21 protein-coding genes are annotated in these 14,963 nt (G+C 66.6%); 12 read left to right on the top strand and 9 right to left on the bottom strand.

Going from position 1 to position 14,963, the window contains the following annotated elements; all coding sequences use genetic code 11:
- Window positions 1–33: 33 nt before the first annotated feature.
- Together HGK58_RS07070 and HGK58_RS07065 are read right to left on the bottom strand one after the other, a co-directional pair.
- A complete protein-coding gene (locus HGK58_RS07070; RefSeq protein ID WP_168626771.1) occupies window positions 34–516 on the bottom strand; it encodes an SRPBCC family protein in 483 nt (160 codons plus the stop codon).
- Window position 517: 1 nt separating this feature from the next.
- A complete protein-coding gene (locus HGK58_RS07065) occupies window positions 518–868 on the bottom strand; it encodes a metalloregulator ArsR/SmtB family transcription factor (RefSeq protein ID WP_246865374.1) in 351 nt (116 codons plus the stop codon).
- A 77-nt stretch (window positions 869–945) separates the two neighbouring features.
- Between HGK58_RS07065 and HGK58_RS07060 the strand changes: the two genes are divergently transcribed.
- The 4 genes from HGK58_RS07060 (at window position 946) to HGK58_RS07045 (ending at window position 4,748) form a co-directional block, all read left to right on the top strand.
- Window positions 946–1,620 carry an NAD(P)H-hydrate epimerase gene (locus HGK58_RS07060; RefSeq protein WP_168626770.1) on the top strand — a complete coding sequence of 225 codons (675 nt, stop codon included), beginning with the start codon at window positions 946–948 and terminating at the stop codon, window positions 1,618–1,620.
- A 118-nt stretch (window positions 1,621–1,738) separates the two neighbouring features.
- Complete coding sequence (locus tag HGK58_RS07055) at window positions 1,739–2,116, top strand: YciI family protein (RefSeq protein WP_168626769.1); 378 nt, start codon at window positions 1,739–1,741, stop codon at window positions 2,114–2,116.
- Window positions 2,098–3,321 carry a DUF6596 domain-containing protein gene (locus tag HGK58_RS07050; RefSeq protein ID WP_168626768.1) on the top strand — a complete coding sequence of 408 codons (1,224 nt, stop codon included), beginning with the start codon at window positions 2,098–2,100 and terminating at the stop codon, window positions 3,319–3,321. Before HGK58_RS07055 ends, HGK58_RS07050 begins: the two co-directional genes overlap by 19 nt.
- Window positions 3,322–3,344: 23 nt before the next feature.
- Window positions 3,345–4,748 (top strand): pyridoxal-dependent decarboxylase, encoded by a 1,404-nt coding sequence (locus HGK58_RS07045; protein WP_168626767.1) that lies wholly within the window; start codon window positions 3,345–3,347, stop codon window positions 4,746–4,748.
- Here HGK58_RS07045 and HGK58_RS07040 read toward each other — a convergent pair.
- Window positions 4,732–5,010: an iron-sulfur cluster assembly accessory protein gene (locus HGK58_RS07040; protein ID WP_168626766.1), complete on the bottom strand. Its 279-nt coding sequence runs from the start codon at window positions 5,008–5,010 to the stop codon at window positions 4,732–4,734. The two genes, HGK58_RS07045 and HGK58_RS07040, sit on opposite strands and share 17 nt — an antisense overlap.
- Window positions 5,011–5,117: 107 nt before the next feature.
- Window positions 5,118–5,552 (bottom strand): pyrimidine dimer DNA glycosylase/endonuclease V, encoded by a 435-nt coding sequence (locus HGK58_RS07035; protein ID WP_168626765.1) that lies wholly within the window; start codon window positions 5,550–5,552, stop codon window positions 5,118–5,120.
- A 72-nt stretch (window positions 5,553–5,624) separates the two neighbouring features.
- Between HGK58_RS07035 and HGK58_RS07030 the strand changes: the two genes are divergently transcribed.
- The 5 genes from HGK58_RS07030 (at window position 5,625) to HGK58_RS07010 (ending at window position 9,127) form a co-directional block, all read left to right on the top strand.
- A complete protein-coding gene (locus HGK58_RS07030; protein ID WP_168626764.1) occupies window positions 5,625–6,449 on the top strand; it encodes a DUF1206 domain-containing protein in 825 nt (274 codons plus the stop codon).
- Window positions 6,446–7,312 carry a transposase gene (locus HGK58_RS07025; protein ID WP_168626763.1) on the top strand — a complete coding sequence of 289 codons (867 nt, stop codon included), beginning with the start codon at window positions 6,446–6,448 and terminating at the stop codon, window positions 7,310–7,312. Before HGK58_RS07030 ends, HGK58_RS07025 begins: the two co-directional genes overlap by 4 nt.
- Window positions 7,313–7,484: 172 nt before the next feature.
- Complete coding sequence (locus HGK58_RS07020) at window positions 7,485–7,865, top strand: hypothetical protein (protein WP_210422626.1); 381 nt, start codon at window positions 7,485–7,487, stop codon at window positions 7,863–7,865.
- Window positions 7,859–8,077 carry a helix-turn-helix transcriptional regulator gene (locus HGK58_RS07015; protein WP_168626761.1) on the top strand — a complete coding sequence of 73 codons (219 nt, stop codon included), beginning with the start codon at window positions 7,859–7,861 and terminating at the stop codon, window positions 8,075–8,077. The genes HGK58_RS07020 and HGK58_RS07015 overlap by 7 nt, the downstream gene beginning before the upstream one ends.
- 12 nt (window positions 8,078–8,089) lie before the next feature.
- Window positions 8,090–9,127, top strand: coding sequence for an NAD(P)-dependent alcohol dehydrogenase (locus HGK58_RS07010; protein ID WP_210422625.1), 1,038 nt, complete (start codon window positions 8,090–8,092; stop codon window positions 9,125–9,127).
- A gap of 70 nt (window positions 9,128–9,197) precedes the next feature.
- Here the strand turns inward: HGK58_RS07010 and HGK58_RS07005 are convergent, their stop codons facing one another.
- Window positions 9,198–9,731, bottom strand: a complete 534-nt coding sequence (locus HGK58_RS07005; protein WP_168626760.1) for a hypothetical protein — start codon at window positions 9,729–9,731, stop codon at window positions 9,198–9,200.
- Window positions 9,732–9,786: 55 nt separating this feature from the next.
- Complete coding sequence (locus HGK58_RS07000; RefSeq protein ID WP_168626759.1) at window positions 9,787–10,083, bottom strand: DUF1905 domain-containing protein; 297 nt, start codon at window positions 10,081–10,083, stop codon at window positions 9,787–9,789.
- 57 nt (window positions 10,084–10,140) lie between these two features.
- Between HGK58_RS07000 and HGK58_RS06995 the strand changes: the two genes are divergently transcribed.
- Entirely contained in the window at window positions 10,141–10,773 is a 633-nt protein-coding gene (locus HGK58_RS06995; protein ID WP_168626758.1) for a hypothetical protein, read from the top strand.
- Window positions 10,774–10,787: 14 nt separating this feature from the next.
- Here the strand turns inward: HGK58_RS06995 and HGK58_RS06990 are convergent, their stop codons facing one another.
- Window positions 10,788–11,135, bottom strand: coding sequence for a GNAT family N-acetyltransferase (locus HGK58_RS06990; protein ID WP_168626757.1), 348 nt, complete (start codon window positions 11,133–11,135; stop codon window positions 10,788–10,790).
- A 36-nt stretch (window positions 11,136–11,171) separates the two neighbouring features.
- Here HGK58_RS06990 and HGK58_RS06985 point away from each other — a divergent pair, with 36 nt between their 5' ends.
- Both HGK58_RS06985 and HGK58_RS06980 read left to right on the top strand, forming a co-directional pair.
- On the top strand, window positions 11,172–11,807 hold the full coding sequence (locus tag HGK58_RS06985; RefSeq protein WP_168626756.1) for a DUF1294 domain-containing protein: 636 nt from the start codon (window positions 11,172–11,174) through the stop codon (window positions 11,805–11,807).
- Between the two features lie 131 nt (window positions 11,808–11,938).
- Entirely contained in the window at window positions 11,939–12,877 is a 939-nt protein-coding gene (locus tag HGK58_RS06980; protein ID WP_168626755.1) for an NYN domain-containing protein, read from the top strand.
- A 98-nt stretch (window positions 12,878–12,975) separates the two neighbouring features.
- Here HGK58_RS06980 and HGK58_RS06975 read toward each other — a convergent pair whose 3' ends face one another.
- Both HGK58_RS06975 and HGK58_RS06970 read right to left on the bottom strand, forming a co-directional pair.
- Window positions 12,976–13,845: a glycerophosphodiester phosphodiesterase family protein gene (locus tag HGK58_RS06975; protein WP_168626754.1), complete on the bottom strand. Its 870-nt coding sequence runs from the start codon at window positions 13,843–13,845 to the stop codon at window positions 12,976–12,978.
- A 146-nt stretch (window positions 13,846–13,991) separates the two neighbouring features.
- Window positions 13,992–14,867, bottom strand: coding sequence for a CAP domain-containing protein (locus tag HGK58_RS06970; protein WP_168626753.1), 876 nt, complete (start codon window positions 14,865–14,867; stop codon window positions 13,992–13,994).
- Window positions 14,868–14,963 lie beyond the last annotated feature (96 nt).

Here is a 14,963-nt window from a genome sequence, read left to right as displayed (position 1 = left end):
GGCACTGCCAGCACCTCGAGAATCGCCTCGCTTCTAGGCCTTGACGTCGGCCGCCAGCAGTTCGTCGAGACGCTCGTAGCCTTCGGACAGGCCCGTCTCCATGCCACTGGCAGCCATCCCGTCGCGCGCTTCCTGCGTCGGGTAGACCGAGTGTCCGACGAGACGCGTGCGTCCGTTTCCGAGATCCTCGAACCTCATCGACTCGATGCTCACGACATCCGGGTAGCCCTCGAACTCAAAGGTCTGGATAGCGAACTCGTTCGGACGTACGACGTGGAAGACGCCGTTGAATACGTACTCCTCGCCATTGGCCTTGTGGATGTAGCGGTAGCTGCCGCCGGTGCGGAAGTCGAACCGCTCCACGGTCATCTCGTACCCGCGCGGGCCGAGCCATTGCTTGATGAGCTCGGGATCCGAGTGGGCGCGGAACACAGCCTCTACCGGCGCGTCGAATTCGCGCTCGAAGTCGATGAACGGCACGCCCTCGGGCACGTCGAGCTTCAGTGCGTTGCTCATTTCAGTTCTCCTTGATGGTCTCCAACAGGGCGTCGAGTGTGCGATAGCGCCGCTCGGCGTCCAGCCGGTACTTGTCGATCCAGCCGGTGAGCTCCTCGAGCCCGGCCGGGTCAAGGTGAGCCGGGCGGCGCTGACCGTCTCGACTCCGGGTGATCAGCCCAGCGTTCTCGAGCACCTGGATGTGCTTGGAGACCGCTTGCTTCGTGATGTCGAACGGTTCGGCGAGCTCGTTGACCGTCGCCGGTCCGCGAGACAACCGCGCAACGATTCCGCGTCGCACGGGATCCGCGAGGGCCAGGAACGCCCGGTCCAGCCACTCGTCTCTGTCGCTCTTCATCGTCAACCAATTCATTTATCAACCATTTGGTTGAATATAGGCTAGAACGACATTTCCGTGCTGTCAACAGTTGCGACAAGCAAGATGGGTGGATGCACGGTTACACCGCAAACCAGATCCGGACCGCTGAAAAGCCACTTCTGAAGCACGGCGTTCCCCTGATGGCGCGCGCCGCGGCGGGTCTCGCGCGGGAGCTCCGCGCGCTGCTTCCGGATGGCGGTGGTCGCATCCTCGTGCTTGCCGGGTCGGGAGACAACGGTGGCGATGCACTGTTCGCGGCGGCCGAGTTGGCGTCGGACGGCGCCGACGTGTCGGTGATCCAAACCGGCGGCACGATGCACGAACGCGCGGCCGCCGCTGCGATGGTCGCGGGCGCAAAGGTCATCGAGCCGCGAATGGCCGCTCAGGCCGCGGAGGTCTCCGATGTCGTTCTCGACGGCATCCTCGGCACCGGGGCCAGCCGCTCCCCCGCGCTGCGCGACACCGCGCGTGAGGTGGTCGCCTTGGTGCTGCCGGTGCTCGCCCAGCCGAAGCGGCCGCTCGTCGTCGCCGTCGACATCCCGAGCGGCATCCACCCGGATGACGGCTCCGTCCCGGACCCGACAGTGCTGCCAGCGGACGTCACCGTGACCTTCGGCGGGTGCAAGGCCGGGCTGCTGCTAGATCCCGCTTCCCGGCTCGCGGGGCGGATTGTGCTCGTGGACATCGGGCTGGGCCCAGCGCTGGCGACGCTGAAGCCCGCTGTCTCCGCATCAACCCAGGTGTGACTGCGCGGCTCGACCCGTTGCGCCGTCGAAAGGTGTCGATTGGGTGCACGCTCAATCGTCATAGGGGTATGTCGGTCACACCGCGTGGCCGCTACGGTACGAGAAGAAGGGCAGACAGATGCGCTACTCACTGATCATGCACTACCCCGAGATGACTGAGGCCGACCTCGGCACTGAGGCGATGAACGAGGGCAAGGCGGCCTTCGATGACTACGCCAAGGCGCTCAATGAGGCCGGCGTGCTGCTGGCGGCCGAGGTGCTCCAGCAGTCCGCCAGCACAACGACGCTAACCGCGCGCGACGGCGCGCTGAAGGTCCAGGACGGCCCGTTCGCCGACACCAAGGAGCAACTGGGCGGGATCTTCCTGATCGACGTTCCGGACCTCGATGCCGCACTCGCATGGGCCGAGAAATGCCCGGCCGCGTATTACGGCACGATCGAGATCCGACCGACCGCAGTGCACTTCGAAGACGGGGCATGGCACGGGACGATCTGACCGCGAAGGCGCGGGCGGAAGTGGTCGCCCGCGCTTCGTACGGTCGCCTGCTCGCGCTGCTCGCCGCGCGCACCGGCGACATCCCCGGAGCTGAGGATGCGCTGGGCGACGCGTTCGTGCAGGCGCTCAGCACGTGGCCGGCGAGCGGCGTCCCCGCCAACCCGGAGGGATGGCTGATGACCGTCGCACGTAACCGGCAGCGGGACCGCGCGAAGTCCGCAGCCGAGCGCACCTCCGCGCCGCTGGCCGCGGAACCCCAGGTCTTCGACGAGGTCGATCCGGATGCCATCCCCGACAAACGGCTTGAACTCATGTTCGTGTGCGCCCACCCCGCAATCGACCCCGGCATCCGCACGCCGTTGATGCTGCAGACCGTTCTCGGATTCGAAGCGGAGCAGATCGCGCGTGCGTTCGCGATGCCGACAGGGACTATGGCGCAACGCCTGGTGCGCGCCAAGCGGCGCATCCGGGATGCGAGGATCCCGTTCGTCGTCCCCACCCGCGCCGACATGCCCGAGCGGCTGCCCGCTGTGCTCGAAGCGATCTACGGCGCGTACGCGATCGACTGGCTCTTGGTCTCCGGCGAACGGGAATCGCTGGCCGCCGAGTCGCTGTACCTGGCCTCAACGCTCGCGACGCTGCTCGACGACGAACCGGAAGCGTACGGGCTGGCCGCCCTGATCGCGTTCTCGTTCTCGCGGGCCCGGGCACGCACCGGCGCGGACGGCCGCTTTGTGCCGCTCGAGGAGCAGGATACGACCCGGTGGGATGCGACGCTCATCGCACGCGGCGACGACTGGCTAAGGCGAGCCGCACGGGCGCAGCGCCTCGGCCGATTCCAGCTCGAGGCTGCGATCCAGGCGGTGCACGCGGCACGCGCTCGCACCGGCCTGACCGACTGGTGGGCGCTCCGGACCCTCTACACGGCGCTCGTAGAACTCACTCCAACGCTCGGTGCCCGGGTCTCCCTGGCCGCAACGATCGGGACACTCGATGGTCCGGATGCCGGGCTCGCTGCCCTCGAGGCGATTGAAGGTGCCGAACGGTTCCAACCGGCCTGGGCGACCCGAGCGCACCTGCTGGCCGAAGCGGGGGCGACTCGCGAGGCATCCGCCGCCTACGAGAAAGCCATCTCGTTGACGACCGAGTCTGCGCTGCGGGCACACCTGACTGAGAAAGCGACCCGACTCTCGCCCAACGGCTGACCGGCGGGTCTAGCATGTCTCGCATGTCCGCGTCATCAGACGCGTACCGCGATGCACTGGACGCGGCACACGTCAATGCAATCAAATGGCTCGAGTCCCTCCCAACCCGACCCGTCGGTCCGCGAGCGAGCGCAAATGAGCTCTACGAGCGGTTCGCTCCCCCGCTTCAGGACGGGCCGCTGCCGCCCGATGCCGTCGTCAACGAGCTGGCAGAGCTCGCCGAGCCCGGCCTCATGGGCATGCCATCCGGACGCTTCTTCGGTTGGGTGATCGGCGGCACCCTGCCCGCCGCCATGGGCGCGGACTGGCTGGTCAGCGCGTGGGACCAGAACGGCGGCATGCGTTACGCGACACCGGCGACGGCGGCGATCGAAGAAGCGGCGGGCACGTGGCTGCTCGATCTGCTCGGCCTGCCCGCCGGCGCCGATGTCGGCTTCACCACCGGCGCGACGATGGCCAACTTCGTCGGCCTCGCGGCGGCCAGGCAGCACGTGCTCGACGCTGTCGGCTGGGACCTCGCCACGAATGGGTTGGCCGGCTCCCCACCCATCACCGTCCTCGCGGGCCGGGAGCGGCACGTTGTGATCGACCTGGTGCTGCGCTACCTCGGACTGCCGGCTCCGGTGGAGGTCGAGGCGGACGATCAGGGACGGATGCTGGCGGATGCGCTCGAGCGTGAACTCGACGCGACGTCGGGCCCCGCGATCGTCTGCCTGCAGGCCGGAAACCTGCATTCTGGCGCGTTCGACCCGATCGGAGATGCTGCCGCGATCGCCCACCGGCACGGGGCGTGGGCACACGTCGATGGCGCCTTCGGGCTGTGGGCGGCCGCCAGTGGCCGATTCGCCGAAGAGACGCGGGGTTGGGAGACCTGTGACTCGTGGGCAACCGACGCGCACAAGACGCTGAACGTCCCGTATGACTGTGGCGTGTCGATCGTGTCGCGGCCGGAAGTGGTGCGCAAGGCATTCGGTGTGCACACCAGCTATCTGATCACCGATGAACACGGGCCCGGCGACCCGTACGACAAGGTCGCCGAGTTGTCTCGACGGGCGCGCGGCGTGCCGGTCTGGGCGGCGCTGCGATCCCTTGGTCGGGATGGCGTGACCGCGCTCGTCGACCGGCTCGCCGCCAACGCTCGCGCGCTCGCTGCCGGGCTGCTCGCTATGCCTGGTGTCGAGGTGCTGAACGACGTCGTGTTCACGCAGGTCAGCGTGAGCTTCGGTGACGATGAACGCACCCGCAACATCACCGAGCGGCTGATCGCTGACGGCACCAGTTGGATGTCCGGCTCGAACTGGGCGGGGCGCGACATCCTGCGCATCTCGGTCAGCAACTGGTCCACCGACGCGGATGACGTCTCCGACTCGCTCGCCGCGGTGGAGAGGGCCGTGAGAGCCGAAGACGCGGTCAGCTCTGGTCGTTGATCGCGAACCGGATGGCACCGGCCTCATCGACCTGAGCGTCCAGTTCCTTGTCGTCAAGGGCAGCAGCGGCGGTCTCCTCGAGGAAGACGCGAGCCCCGGTGTGCTCAACCACCGTGTCATTCGGCTCTGGCGAGGCGGTGACATCAACCGTGAGGTTCGGGGTTCCTTCGGCCGCGCTGATGCGCAGGCCCGCCTCGTCGCTCGCGGTCTGGTCGGTGAGGTTCTTGATCAGCACACTTGCGGTGTCAGTCAGAGTGAGCATGGGTGAGTCCTTTCGATCGTGTGCAAGTACCCGACTTTTCTCGGACCCGGCGACGACTGCAACCCCTGGGGTGACACTCTGCGGAAGTTCACACGAGCACCGGCACGTCACCGTTCGACGCGCTCCCACGCCTCTACCGGTCCGGGGATGACGACGAACAGCGGATGCGCATCCGGTGTCTCGACGTGGGAAAGGCGATGCTTCCACGACGGGTTGCGTGACGCGAGCTTGGCTCCCAGCCAGTGCCACTCGTAGTCCAGCTGGCCGTCGGTGACCGGCAGCCCAGAGACATTGCCCGGTCGCTGGATCTTGTCCCGCGCGAACCGGTAGCCGCGCGCATCCGCTTCGTCGACGATGCCGTGCAGGTAGGAGCCGATCGAGGCGAGCGGGTCGTCGCTGCCGCGGAACCGTTGCAACTGCGGGTGGTTGCTGTACCCGCCCGAGGTCCTGCCGATGACCGCCTGAGCCAGCAGACCCTCGCGCCAGCACGCCGTCAGCCCTTGCCTGTCGAGGTAGCGCGGATGCAGCGACCACAGTCTCATGATGCGAAATCGTACGACTCGCACCAGACAGGGGCGAGACTTCGCCCCACCTCGACGTGGTATCAATGGCACGTGGATGCCAGTTCCGCCGCTGCCAAGGGCAAGGCAGAGGATGCCAAGGAAGCGGCCCGGCGCGCCGCTGACAGCCGCCCCGCCCGCGTCTTCGCCCGCGCCGGTCTGATCGCAAGCGGTGCCCTGCACGTGCTGATCGGCATCATCGCGATCGGGGTGGTCTATGGGCTGGACCACAACGCTGACCAGAGCGGCGCCCTGGAGGCGGTCGCGGACACACCCGGCGGGGTCATCGCGCTGTGGATCGCCGCACTGTCACTGTTCGGCCTTGCCATCTGGCAGTGGACCGGGCCGATCGCTCCGCGGCCGGAAGGCGTGGTCCCCAACAAGTGGCGGGATCGCGCCAAGTCTGTTGTCTTTGTCGTAATCGGGCTGGCCGCGGTCGTCTTCGCAACAGGCGGGCAACCGGATGCGGCGGAGCAGACCCGCACGGTCAGCTCGACGCTCATCAACATCCCGGGAGGTATCTTCCTCCTCGGCGCGATCGGTGTCGCCGTCGCGAGCGTCGGGGTGTTCTATGCCGTGCGCGGCGTCTCCCGGCGGTTCATGGAAGACATCACGCTCCCAGACGGCGCCGTCGGCGTCGCGGTGCTTTGGCTCGGGATCGTCGGGCACACGGCAAAAGGAATTGCGCTCGTGCTCGTCGGGGTGCTCTTCGTCGGCGGCGCATTCGTGAGCGACTCCAGCTGGACAACCGGTCTTGACGGCGCAGTGCACTACCTTCTGAGCCTGCCAACCGGTGTGTGGCCGCTCAGCATCATTGCCTTGGGGTTCATCGCGCACGGGCTCTACCTTTTCCTCCGCACGAGGTACATGCGCCGATGACGCCGAGTCGGGATGCCATCGCCGAGGTCGCTCGAGAGCTCTACGCGTTGCCGCCCGACGCGTTCACGGCGGCTCGGAACGACCGAGCCAAGGCGGACCCGGCCATCGGCAAGGAGGTCAAGGCGTTCAAGAAGCCGTCGGTCGCTGCGTGGGCGGTCAACCTGCTGGCGGCTCGGCGCGGGGATGAGCTCGAGCAGGTCCTCGCGTTGGGCGCGGCGCTTCGGGAAGCGCAGGATGACCTCGATGCGAAATCGCTGCGGGAGCTGACCAGGCAGCGCCGGCAGGTCATCGCCGCGCTCGGGCGGGCTGCCGCGGAGCTCGCCGAGGAGGCCGGGCATCCGATCAGCGGAGCAACCCGCGATGAAGTCGAGCAGACGCTGCAGGCGGGGCTCGCCGAACCTGCAGCAGCAGCGGCAGTGCGCAGTGGCAGGCTCGTGCGGGCTTTGGCCTTCGCCGGCCTCGAGTCGGTCGACCTGAGCGGAGCCGTTGCCGGCGGGGAGCCGGATGCGCCCGCCGCCCCAGCGCGGAAGCCGTCAGCCGGTGCGGCGGCGGCGAAGCCGGTGAAGCGGCTGAAGGATCAGGCTCGGAAGAAGGCGGAAGAAGCCGAGGCCGCGGCGCGTGAGGTGCAGGACGAGCTCGACCGGCTTGAGGGTGAGGCCGACGAGGCGCTTGCTGCGCGCGACCGGCTCGAGGCGCAGCGGGAGGAGCTGATCGCCCGGCTGGATCAGCTCGAGGAGCAACTGGCTTCCTCCGCCAGGGATGCGACCACCCTGCAGCACCGGCGGGAGCGAGCCGAGCGCGACGCGGAACGAGCTGCGGCCGCGGCAGATCGTGCTCGCGAGCGGGCCGCCGAGTTCGACTGACACGCCCTGTTATGCAGAACATCCCTGGTGTGCCCGGTGAAAGTCGATGTCTAGTTTGCTTGACACGGTGTGAATGCTGCTTTACATTTCTCGTGTAAAGACTTATTGACATTGGAGAACAAGCAAAATGACATCCGCAGAAAAAGAAACGTGGATCCAAGCATTGGTATCTGTGGTCACCTACTCGGCCTACCTGATCATCATCCTGTCCCGCGCGGCAGTCACCCCCATCACGCAAGTCGACTACTTCGTCACGATGCTGTGGACGATCGGCATCTCCATCGTCTCGGCCATCGTGCTGAATATCATCGCCAGTATCGTGTCCGGGGATGGCGGCAAGAAAGACCGGCGCGACCGCGAGATCTTCCGGTACGGCGAGTTCATCGGACACGGCTGGCTGATCGCCGGCGCACTCGGCTCAATCTTCATGGCAGCGTTCGAGGTCGACTACTTCTGGATCGCCAACGCGCTCTACCTCGCGTTCACGCTCTCCGCCATCACCTCGTGCACCGCGCGGATCGTCGCCTACCGGGGCGGGTTCCAGCAATGGTGAAACCGACGCTCGTGACGAACAGCATCCGGCAGCTGCGCTTCGAGCACGGCGAAATGACCCAGGCCGACCTGGCGAAACGGATCGGCGTCACCCGCCAGACCATCATCGCCATCGAGCAGGGCAAGTACTCCCCCTCACTCGAGATGGCATTCCAGATCGCGCATGTCTTCGGCGTCCCGCTCGACGACGTGTTCCAGTACCCCACCAGCTAAGGAGAATCGACCATGAATGCAACAACCAAGAAGAACCAGTCAGCATCCGAGCGCTCGGAGCAGCGGATGATGAAGGCGGCAACGCAGGACCGTTACGGCGACGCCGAAGTCATCCAGATCAGCACGGTGCCCGTGCCCAACGTCGGCGACGAGGACGTGCTGTTGAAAGTGCACGCCGCGGGCGTGCACCCCGGCGACTGGCACCTGATGACGGGCAAGCCGTATCTCATGCGCCTGTTCGGGGTCGGATTCAGGCGCCCTAAAGAGCAGACGCGGGGATCGGATGTCTCGGGCACGGTCGTCGCGGTCGGCTCGGGCGTCACCGAGTTCGCTGTCGGTGACGAGGTCTTCGGCGTCGCGACCGGCTCGTTCGCGGAGTACGCCAGCTCGAAGGAGAGGTGGCTGGTCCGCAAGCCTGCGGTTGTGAGCTTCGAAGAGGCGGCTGTGGTCACCACCTCAGCCGTGACCGCGCTCCAGGCGCTCCGCAAGGGGGAACTCAAGGAGGGCCAGCGCGTGCTGGTCATTGGGGCATCCGGAGGCGTCGGCTCGTTCGCCGTGCAACTCGCCAAGAGCATGGGCGCCACCGTTACGGCCGTATGCAGCACCAGGAATATAAAGCGCGTGCGCGGCCTGGGCGCTGACGATGTGATCGACTACACGAAGCAGAACCTGGAAGCGATCGCGCACGACTTCGATCTGGTGCTCGACATCGCCGGCAGCAGGCCGGTGTCAGCCCTGCGCCGGATGCTGGCCGAGCGCGGCGCGCTGGTGCTCGTCGGCGGCGAGGGTGGCGGGAATCTCTTCGGTGCGGTGACGCGCAACTTCACCATCGCCGCCCAGGCGCCATTTGTAAAGCAGCGACTGGTGGGGATGTTCGCGATGGTGCGCAAGAACGACCTCGAAGTGCTGCGCGGGCACGTCGAGGCGGAAACGCTACGGCCGCTGATCGACACTGTCTATCCGCTGGAGGCTGCGGCGGATGCGCTTCGCCACGTCGGCTCAAACCACGCACGCGGCAAGATCGCGCTGTCGGTGACACCGAGCGCCTAACAGTCCCGAGGGGTCGGAGACCGTCCTTCCTGCTGTACGGGAAGGGCGGTTGCTGGCCCCTCAGACGCGGCTAGAACCCGCCGAAGTCGAAGCCTCCACCGTCGAAACCGCCGCCAAAGTCCCCGCCGTCTGCACCGGTGTCGCCCGAGGCATCCGCGCCGGGGTCAGCACTGGCATCCGCCCCGCCGCCATCGAAGAACGAGCCCACGATCGCGGAGCCGATCACGTAACCGGCGATCGTCCCGAGCAGCGAGCTGCCGAACATCGCGCCGAAGCTGGGGCCGCCCCGCTGATCGCCTTCACCCAGCGCACGCGTGAGCGTTCCCGGCTGACGCAGCTCTGTGCGAGTCGCGGTGCGGGCCAGCGTGCCCGGCTGGCTGTCGCTCGGACGCTCCCCCTCTGGCGCCGACTCGGTCAGCTTCTGGAACAGGATGTCGCGCTGCTCAGGCGTCAGCTTGCCGAACGCCTCGGTGTGGACCTGCTCGATGGTCTCTGGTGGAGCCGTGCGAAGGAGGTACTCGTACCGCTCGACGGCGACCTCATCCTCGTTGCGGCGCTGCGGAGGCTGCTCGGGCCGGCCGAAGATCTTGTCGAAGAGTCCCATTTGCTGCTCCTTGATCGGGATCCAATTCTGTCAGTCGACGCTGGACGGGCGCCGATCACTCGAGCGGTTTGAGCTCGACCTGCACGACGTCGCCGGTGCTTATTCCCTCGGACTCGCGCACCGACTTCTTGACGGGAAGCAGGTAGCTGCCGCGCTGCGAATCGGGAAAGATCGAGGTCTTCCAAGTCGATGAGCCGATCCGCACGCTGACCCGAACGGAGCCGAACCCTCGCGGCATGCGCGGCTGCTCGCGGATCTCCTCTGACTCGTCTGGCGGCACCGACACGAAGTGCCAGGCGCTCTTGCCCTCCCACTGCCAGAGTTCCGCGCTGAAAAGGAAAGCGTCGCGCATCCCGCGATGATAACTCGCCTTCTGCTAGTTTTCTCGGCAAGAGCAGAGGAGAAGCCCGTGAACAAGCTCGTGTCTGTCGGAGTCATCGCGGTGGCGGCCGCGTTCCTGGTGAGCGGGTGCACCCCCACTCCTGCGGGCGATCCGGGCGCAGATCCTGCCCCCACTGTCACGGTGACCGTGACCCCTGCGCCGGAAGAGCCCGGAGAAGGACCGGACTTCGGTTTCACCTTCTTCGAGGAGGCGCAGATCGGCGCGACTTGGGCCCAGATGAGCGACCAGTTGAACTATCCGGTCACCGGCTACGAGGTGTGCCCGCACTACGGCGTCGTCTGGCAGACCGACACAATGTACACGCACGCGATGATGGACAGCTCCGACATGGCTGCCGGCACGTTCCTGTTCTACTCCGAGATTGGAATCGCTGACCCGGCCTCGCACTTCCCACGCAACGCGGAGGACGTCGGACTCGGCAGCACTCAGGCCGAGGTCGTTGCCGCGTACCCGGATGCGGTGGTTGGCACGTACGCCGACATAACTCGCGGTGACCTCACGACGATTACGGTCGAAGATCCAGACAGCGACAGCAAGTACGTTTTCGCGCTGACGACCGGTTCGAGCGTGGTCGATCTGTTGCAGTGGGGGCTCCCCGGCACCGGCGGTCAGTGGGGTCACCTCTGCGGCGGCCTGTAGACCCGGCGGCTTAGTCAGCCAGCGAACAGCGCATCCGGAACTCGGACATCCCCTCGCAGCTGCTCGAGCAAGGCCGAGGCGACGCCCGCGCGCCTGTGATCCGGGTCGACCCACATGGCGACCACCTCTTTGCCTCCGGCTTCGTGGCGATCATCGATGAGCGTTGCGGTGCCGAGCGCCTTGTCGCCATCGCACGCGAGCACGGTGTTGCCGCTACTAGCCCGGTCATGCCAGATGCTGTCATCGAAGGCCACCTCGCGCTCCAGGGTCGACCGGAACGCATTCGGGGCGTCAGCAAGCGCGCGCAGGCGGATGTCGCGATACGCACGCCGGTCGGCGGCGGTGGTTGGGCGGATGTCCATCCGTCGAGTGTGGCATCCGGTCGCTAACATCGGCACATGGTTTCAGCCCGTGAGCGTGTAGCTGGGTCGCTGACGTCGTGGAATGACGACCGCGGCTTCGGATTCATCTCGCCAACGGATGGCGGCCGTAACGTCTTCGTGCACATCAGCGCATTCGACGCGCGTGTCGGTCGGCCGCAGGTTGGCGACACCATGACGTTCACGGTGGGGAATGCACCGGATGGCCGGGTTCGGGCGGAGCGTGTGCTGGTGGATGGCGCTGCTGCCGATCGGCCAGCGACTCGGACGCCCTCGGTGGCGCCCTACGCCAGCGCCGCGACCCTGATCCCACTCGTCGTCTTCGCCGGAGCGTACGCGATCGCCGCCCTCCTGATGCCACTGCCGACCTGGATTCCGGCTGCCTACGCGATCGCCAGCCTGCTCTGCTTTGTCGCTTACTGGAAGGACAAGCGCGCGGCCGGCGCCGGCGGGTGGCGCACCCCGGAATCGACGCTGCTGAGCTTAGGACTGCTGGGCGGATGGCCCGGTGGCCTCATCGCGCAACTCGCCTTCCGGCACAAGACTCAGAAGGCCAGCTTCCGGGCGGCGTTCTGGTGGACGGTCGTGCTGAACGTGGCGGCGCTCGGGACGCTTGTGTGGCTCATCTCGGAGGATTCGATCAAGTGGATTTAGGGGTCGCGCGCGGGTCGAACTTCCCAGCGCGGGTCTGATTCGACGCGCGCGTGGAAGGTCGACCCGCGCGAGGCGGTCGCCACAGGCATCCGGCACTACTCAAGCCGCGCGAATAGCGACAGACTGGGCGCATGGCTGAACCCAGCGACCCACGTGTCGCCGTCTACATCGACTTCGACAACATCGTCATCTCCCGCTACGACCAGTTGCACGGCGACCAGCGCTTCCATCGAGACAAGGCGCGCAACTTCTCACCGGCGCGCTCCAAGTCGGAGGTGGCGACGAAACTGCACGATGCGACGATCGATGTTGGCGCGATCATCGACTTCGCGTCATCCTTCGGCTCGATCGTCATCAGCCGCGCGTACGCGGACTGGTCCGTGCCGGTGAACGCTGGTTATCAGAAGCAGCTCATCGAGCGCGCGGTGGACCTCACCCAGCTCTTCCCGACCACAGCCGGCATCAAGAACGGTGCGGACATCCGGCTCTCAGTAGACGTCGTCGAGGACCTGTTCCGCCTGCCCGACCTCACTCACGTCGTGATCGTCGCGGGCGACTCGGACTACATCGCCCTCGCGCAGAAGAGCAAAAGGCTCGGGCGCTACGTCGTCGGGATCGGAGTAGCGGGCGGCACCAGTCGCTCCCTCGCAGCAGCCTGCGACGAGTTCGCCGACTACGACGCGCTGCCGGGAATCAAGCCGCGGAAGAACCCGACGGCGCCGCGCCCCACCGTGGCCGACGAGCAGAAAGAGAAACCAGCAGCGACCAAGAAGAAGACGCCGGATGCCTCAGCTAAGGCCGACGCGGATGCGCCAGCCGACCCGCAGCGAGCCGCAACTGATCTGCTCGTGCGGGCGCTGAGGCTGGGGCATGCCAAGGACGACGAGGACTGGCTGCACAACTCGGCCGTGAAGACCCAGATGAAGCGTATGGACCCGTCGTTCCAGGAGTCGGCGCTGGGTTTCAAGTCGTTCTCCGAGTTCGTGAAGTCGCGCGCAGACGTTGCCGAATTGGACGAGAGCAACCAGACCCGCCTGGTGCGGCTCAAGCCGGGTGTGAACCTGCCGTAGCTCGGCGCGCGTTTCTTCCGAGGGGTCGCAAACAGCCCTTCAGGTGAGCTTTAAGGCCTCTTTCTGACCCGCAGGGGTGGTTCGGCGCTCAACCGCCGTCAGCGGGAGGCTGAGGTCGCCGCATCCAGCCAGCGACCGAGCTTCAGCGGCTTGTCGGTGACGATTCCGTCCACCCCAAGCTTTAAGGCCGTCTCCCAACGCTCCTCGCTGTTCAACGTGTACAAGATCAGCCCGATACCGGCTCTGCGCGTGCGTTCCACGATCCACCGGTTCTTTCGCACCTCCGCGAAACTCGTCACGATCGCCACCGCACCGAACCGTTCCGCTAGCTGCACCGGGTCGTTCGGAAGATTCGATGCCAGAAGCGCACGCCGAATCGTAGGATCCGCCGACTCCACGCTCATCAGCGTGTGGCGGTCGAAGGCTGCAACGATCACCCGTTCTGCGACACCGTAACGCTGAAGGAGGTCCGTCACGATTGCCGCCTCCTCCGGCGTCCAAAACGCCTTCAGTTCGATCAGGCTGCGCTTGTCGCTATGCGCAAGAAGTTCAAGGAACGACTCGAGGGTCGGGATGCGCTCACCGGCGAACTCCTTGGAGAACCAGGATCCGGCATCGAGCCCCTGCAACTCGGCCAGCGTGAAGTCGCTCATCCGACCAGAACCATCGGTCGTACGATCCAGCCAATGATCGTGGAACAGCACCGGGACGCCATCGGCTGAGAGCCTCACATCGGTCTCCACGACGTCCATCGGACCTTCGATTGCGGCCCGAAGCGCCGGGAGCGTGTTCTCCGGAGCGGAAGTGCGATCACCGCGGTGGCCGGCGACGAAGCCGGCGTCCCCCGGACCGCGAGCGCCAAACAGGCCAGTGGCGTCAACACTCGACGACTCCGGGGGCAAAACGAGACTGAACGCGAACGCGAACACGGCTGCGGCGGCCAAGAGGCCGCGACGCGTTGTCGACATTGACACCGCCAAATCGGGTAACGGGAACCATCGCCGCCGAAGCGGTTCCGCTCACTATAGCGAGTTCGTTACCGTTCTGTTACCTATTCGCCAGCACGCGAGATCCTCGTCTCGCCGTCTCCGCTCACGCGCCCCAGCGCGGATCCCTACCCGCGTCGCTTCCGCCGGATCAGAATCACCAGCACCGCTGCAATCGCCGCGACCGCGAGGAACACAATCGCCATGCCCGGCCATAGCCAGGACGCGTCGACTCGCTCAGCGTCGTCGAGCGTCGTGACGTCGTCATCCGCAGCGTCCCCCGCCTGGCGGGCAGTGCTGTCTCGCTCGGCGGCGGCGTCGTCCCGCGGAGTTGCGCTCGCGGTCGGCTCTGGTGTCGGCGTCGCCTCCGGCTCGGCAGCGGGCGCGGGCTCCGGATCGGCCGCCGGTGGCGCGGGGGCCGGTGCCGGCGCTGCCGGTGCCGGAGCCGGTGCCGCAGGTGCCGGTGCGGGCGGCGCCGGCGGCGGCACCGTGGCCCCATACTTCGCGAAGACCTGCACCGACCAGGTTCCGTTGGCTCCGGAGATGTGCGCGATGCCAATGTCAGTGAAGTCGCCGAGGATGTTCGCCTTGTGACCGGGCGAACTCATCCAGCCCGCGTGCACCGCGGCGCCGGTCGCGTAACCGTGAGCGACGTTCTCGCCCGCCTTGCTCCAGCCCCCCGGGATCTGCGACGAGTAGCTGGGATTGTGCGACATCGAGTTGGCCGCATCCATCTGCTGCGCCCACGCGAGGGCGACAGAGTTCATCGACGAGTTCATTCGAAGCGGCCCGAGCCCGGCGTCAGCCCGACTCTGGTTCGCGTGAGAGAGAATCGCCGGCTCGTCGTACGCGGATGCCGGGTCCGCGATCCCGAACACCGCGCCGGCAGCGACCACCAGTCCGGCAACCGCACCCGCTATCCAGCGGCGAGCGCGTCGGGTCCAGCGAGCTGACCCCCGGCGGTTTTGCGCGTGCGGACTTGCGGTGAGTGCTGCATCAACCATCAGGGGATGCTAACGCGGGCGATGCTGGGAAATCGGTTCATTTGAGGCAACGTCGCCTCGCGCGCAACCCGTCTCAAGGAGATCCGGGCTTAGACC

The sequence above is a fragment of the Cryobacterium sp. BB307 genome, assembly GCF_012274275.1.
Lineage (GTDB): Bacteria > Actinomycetota > Actinomycetes > Actinomycetales > Microbacteriaceae > Terrimesophilobacter.
This window is presented reverse-complemented; position numbering and strand designations above follow the sequence as displayed.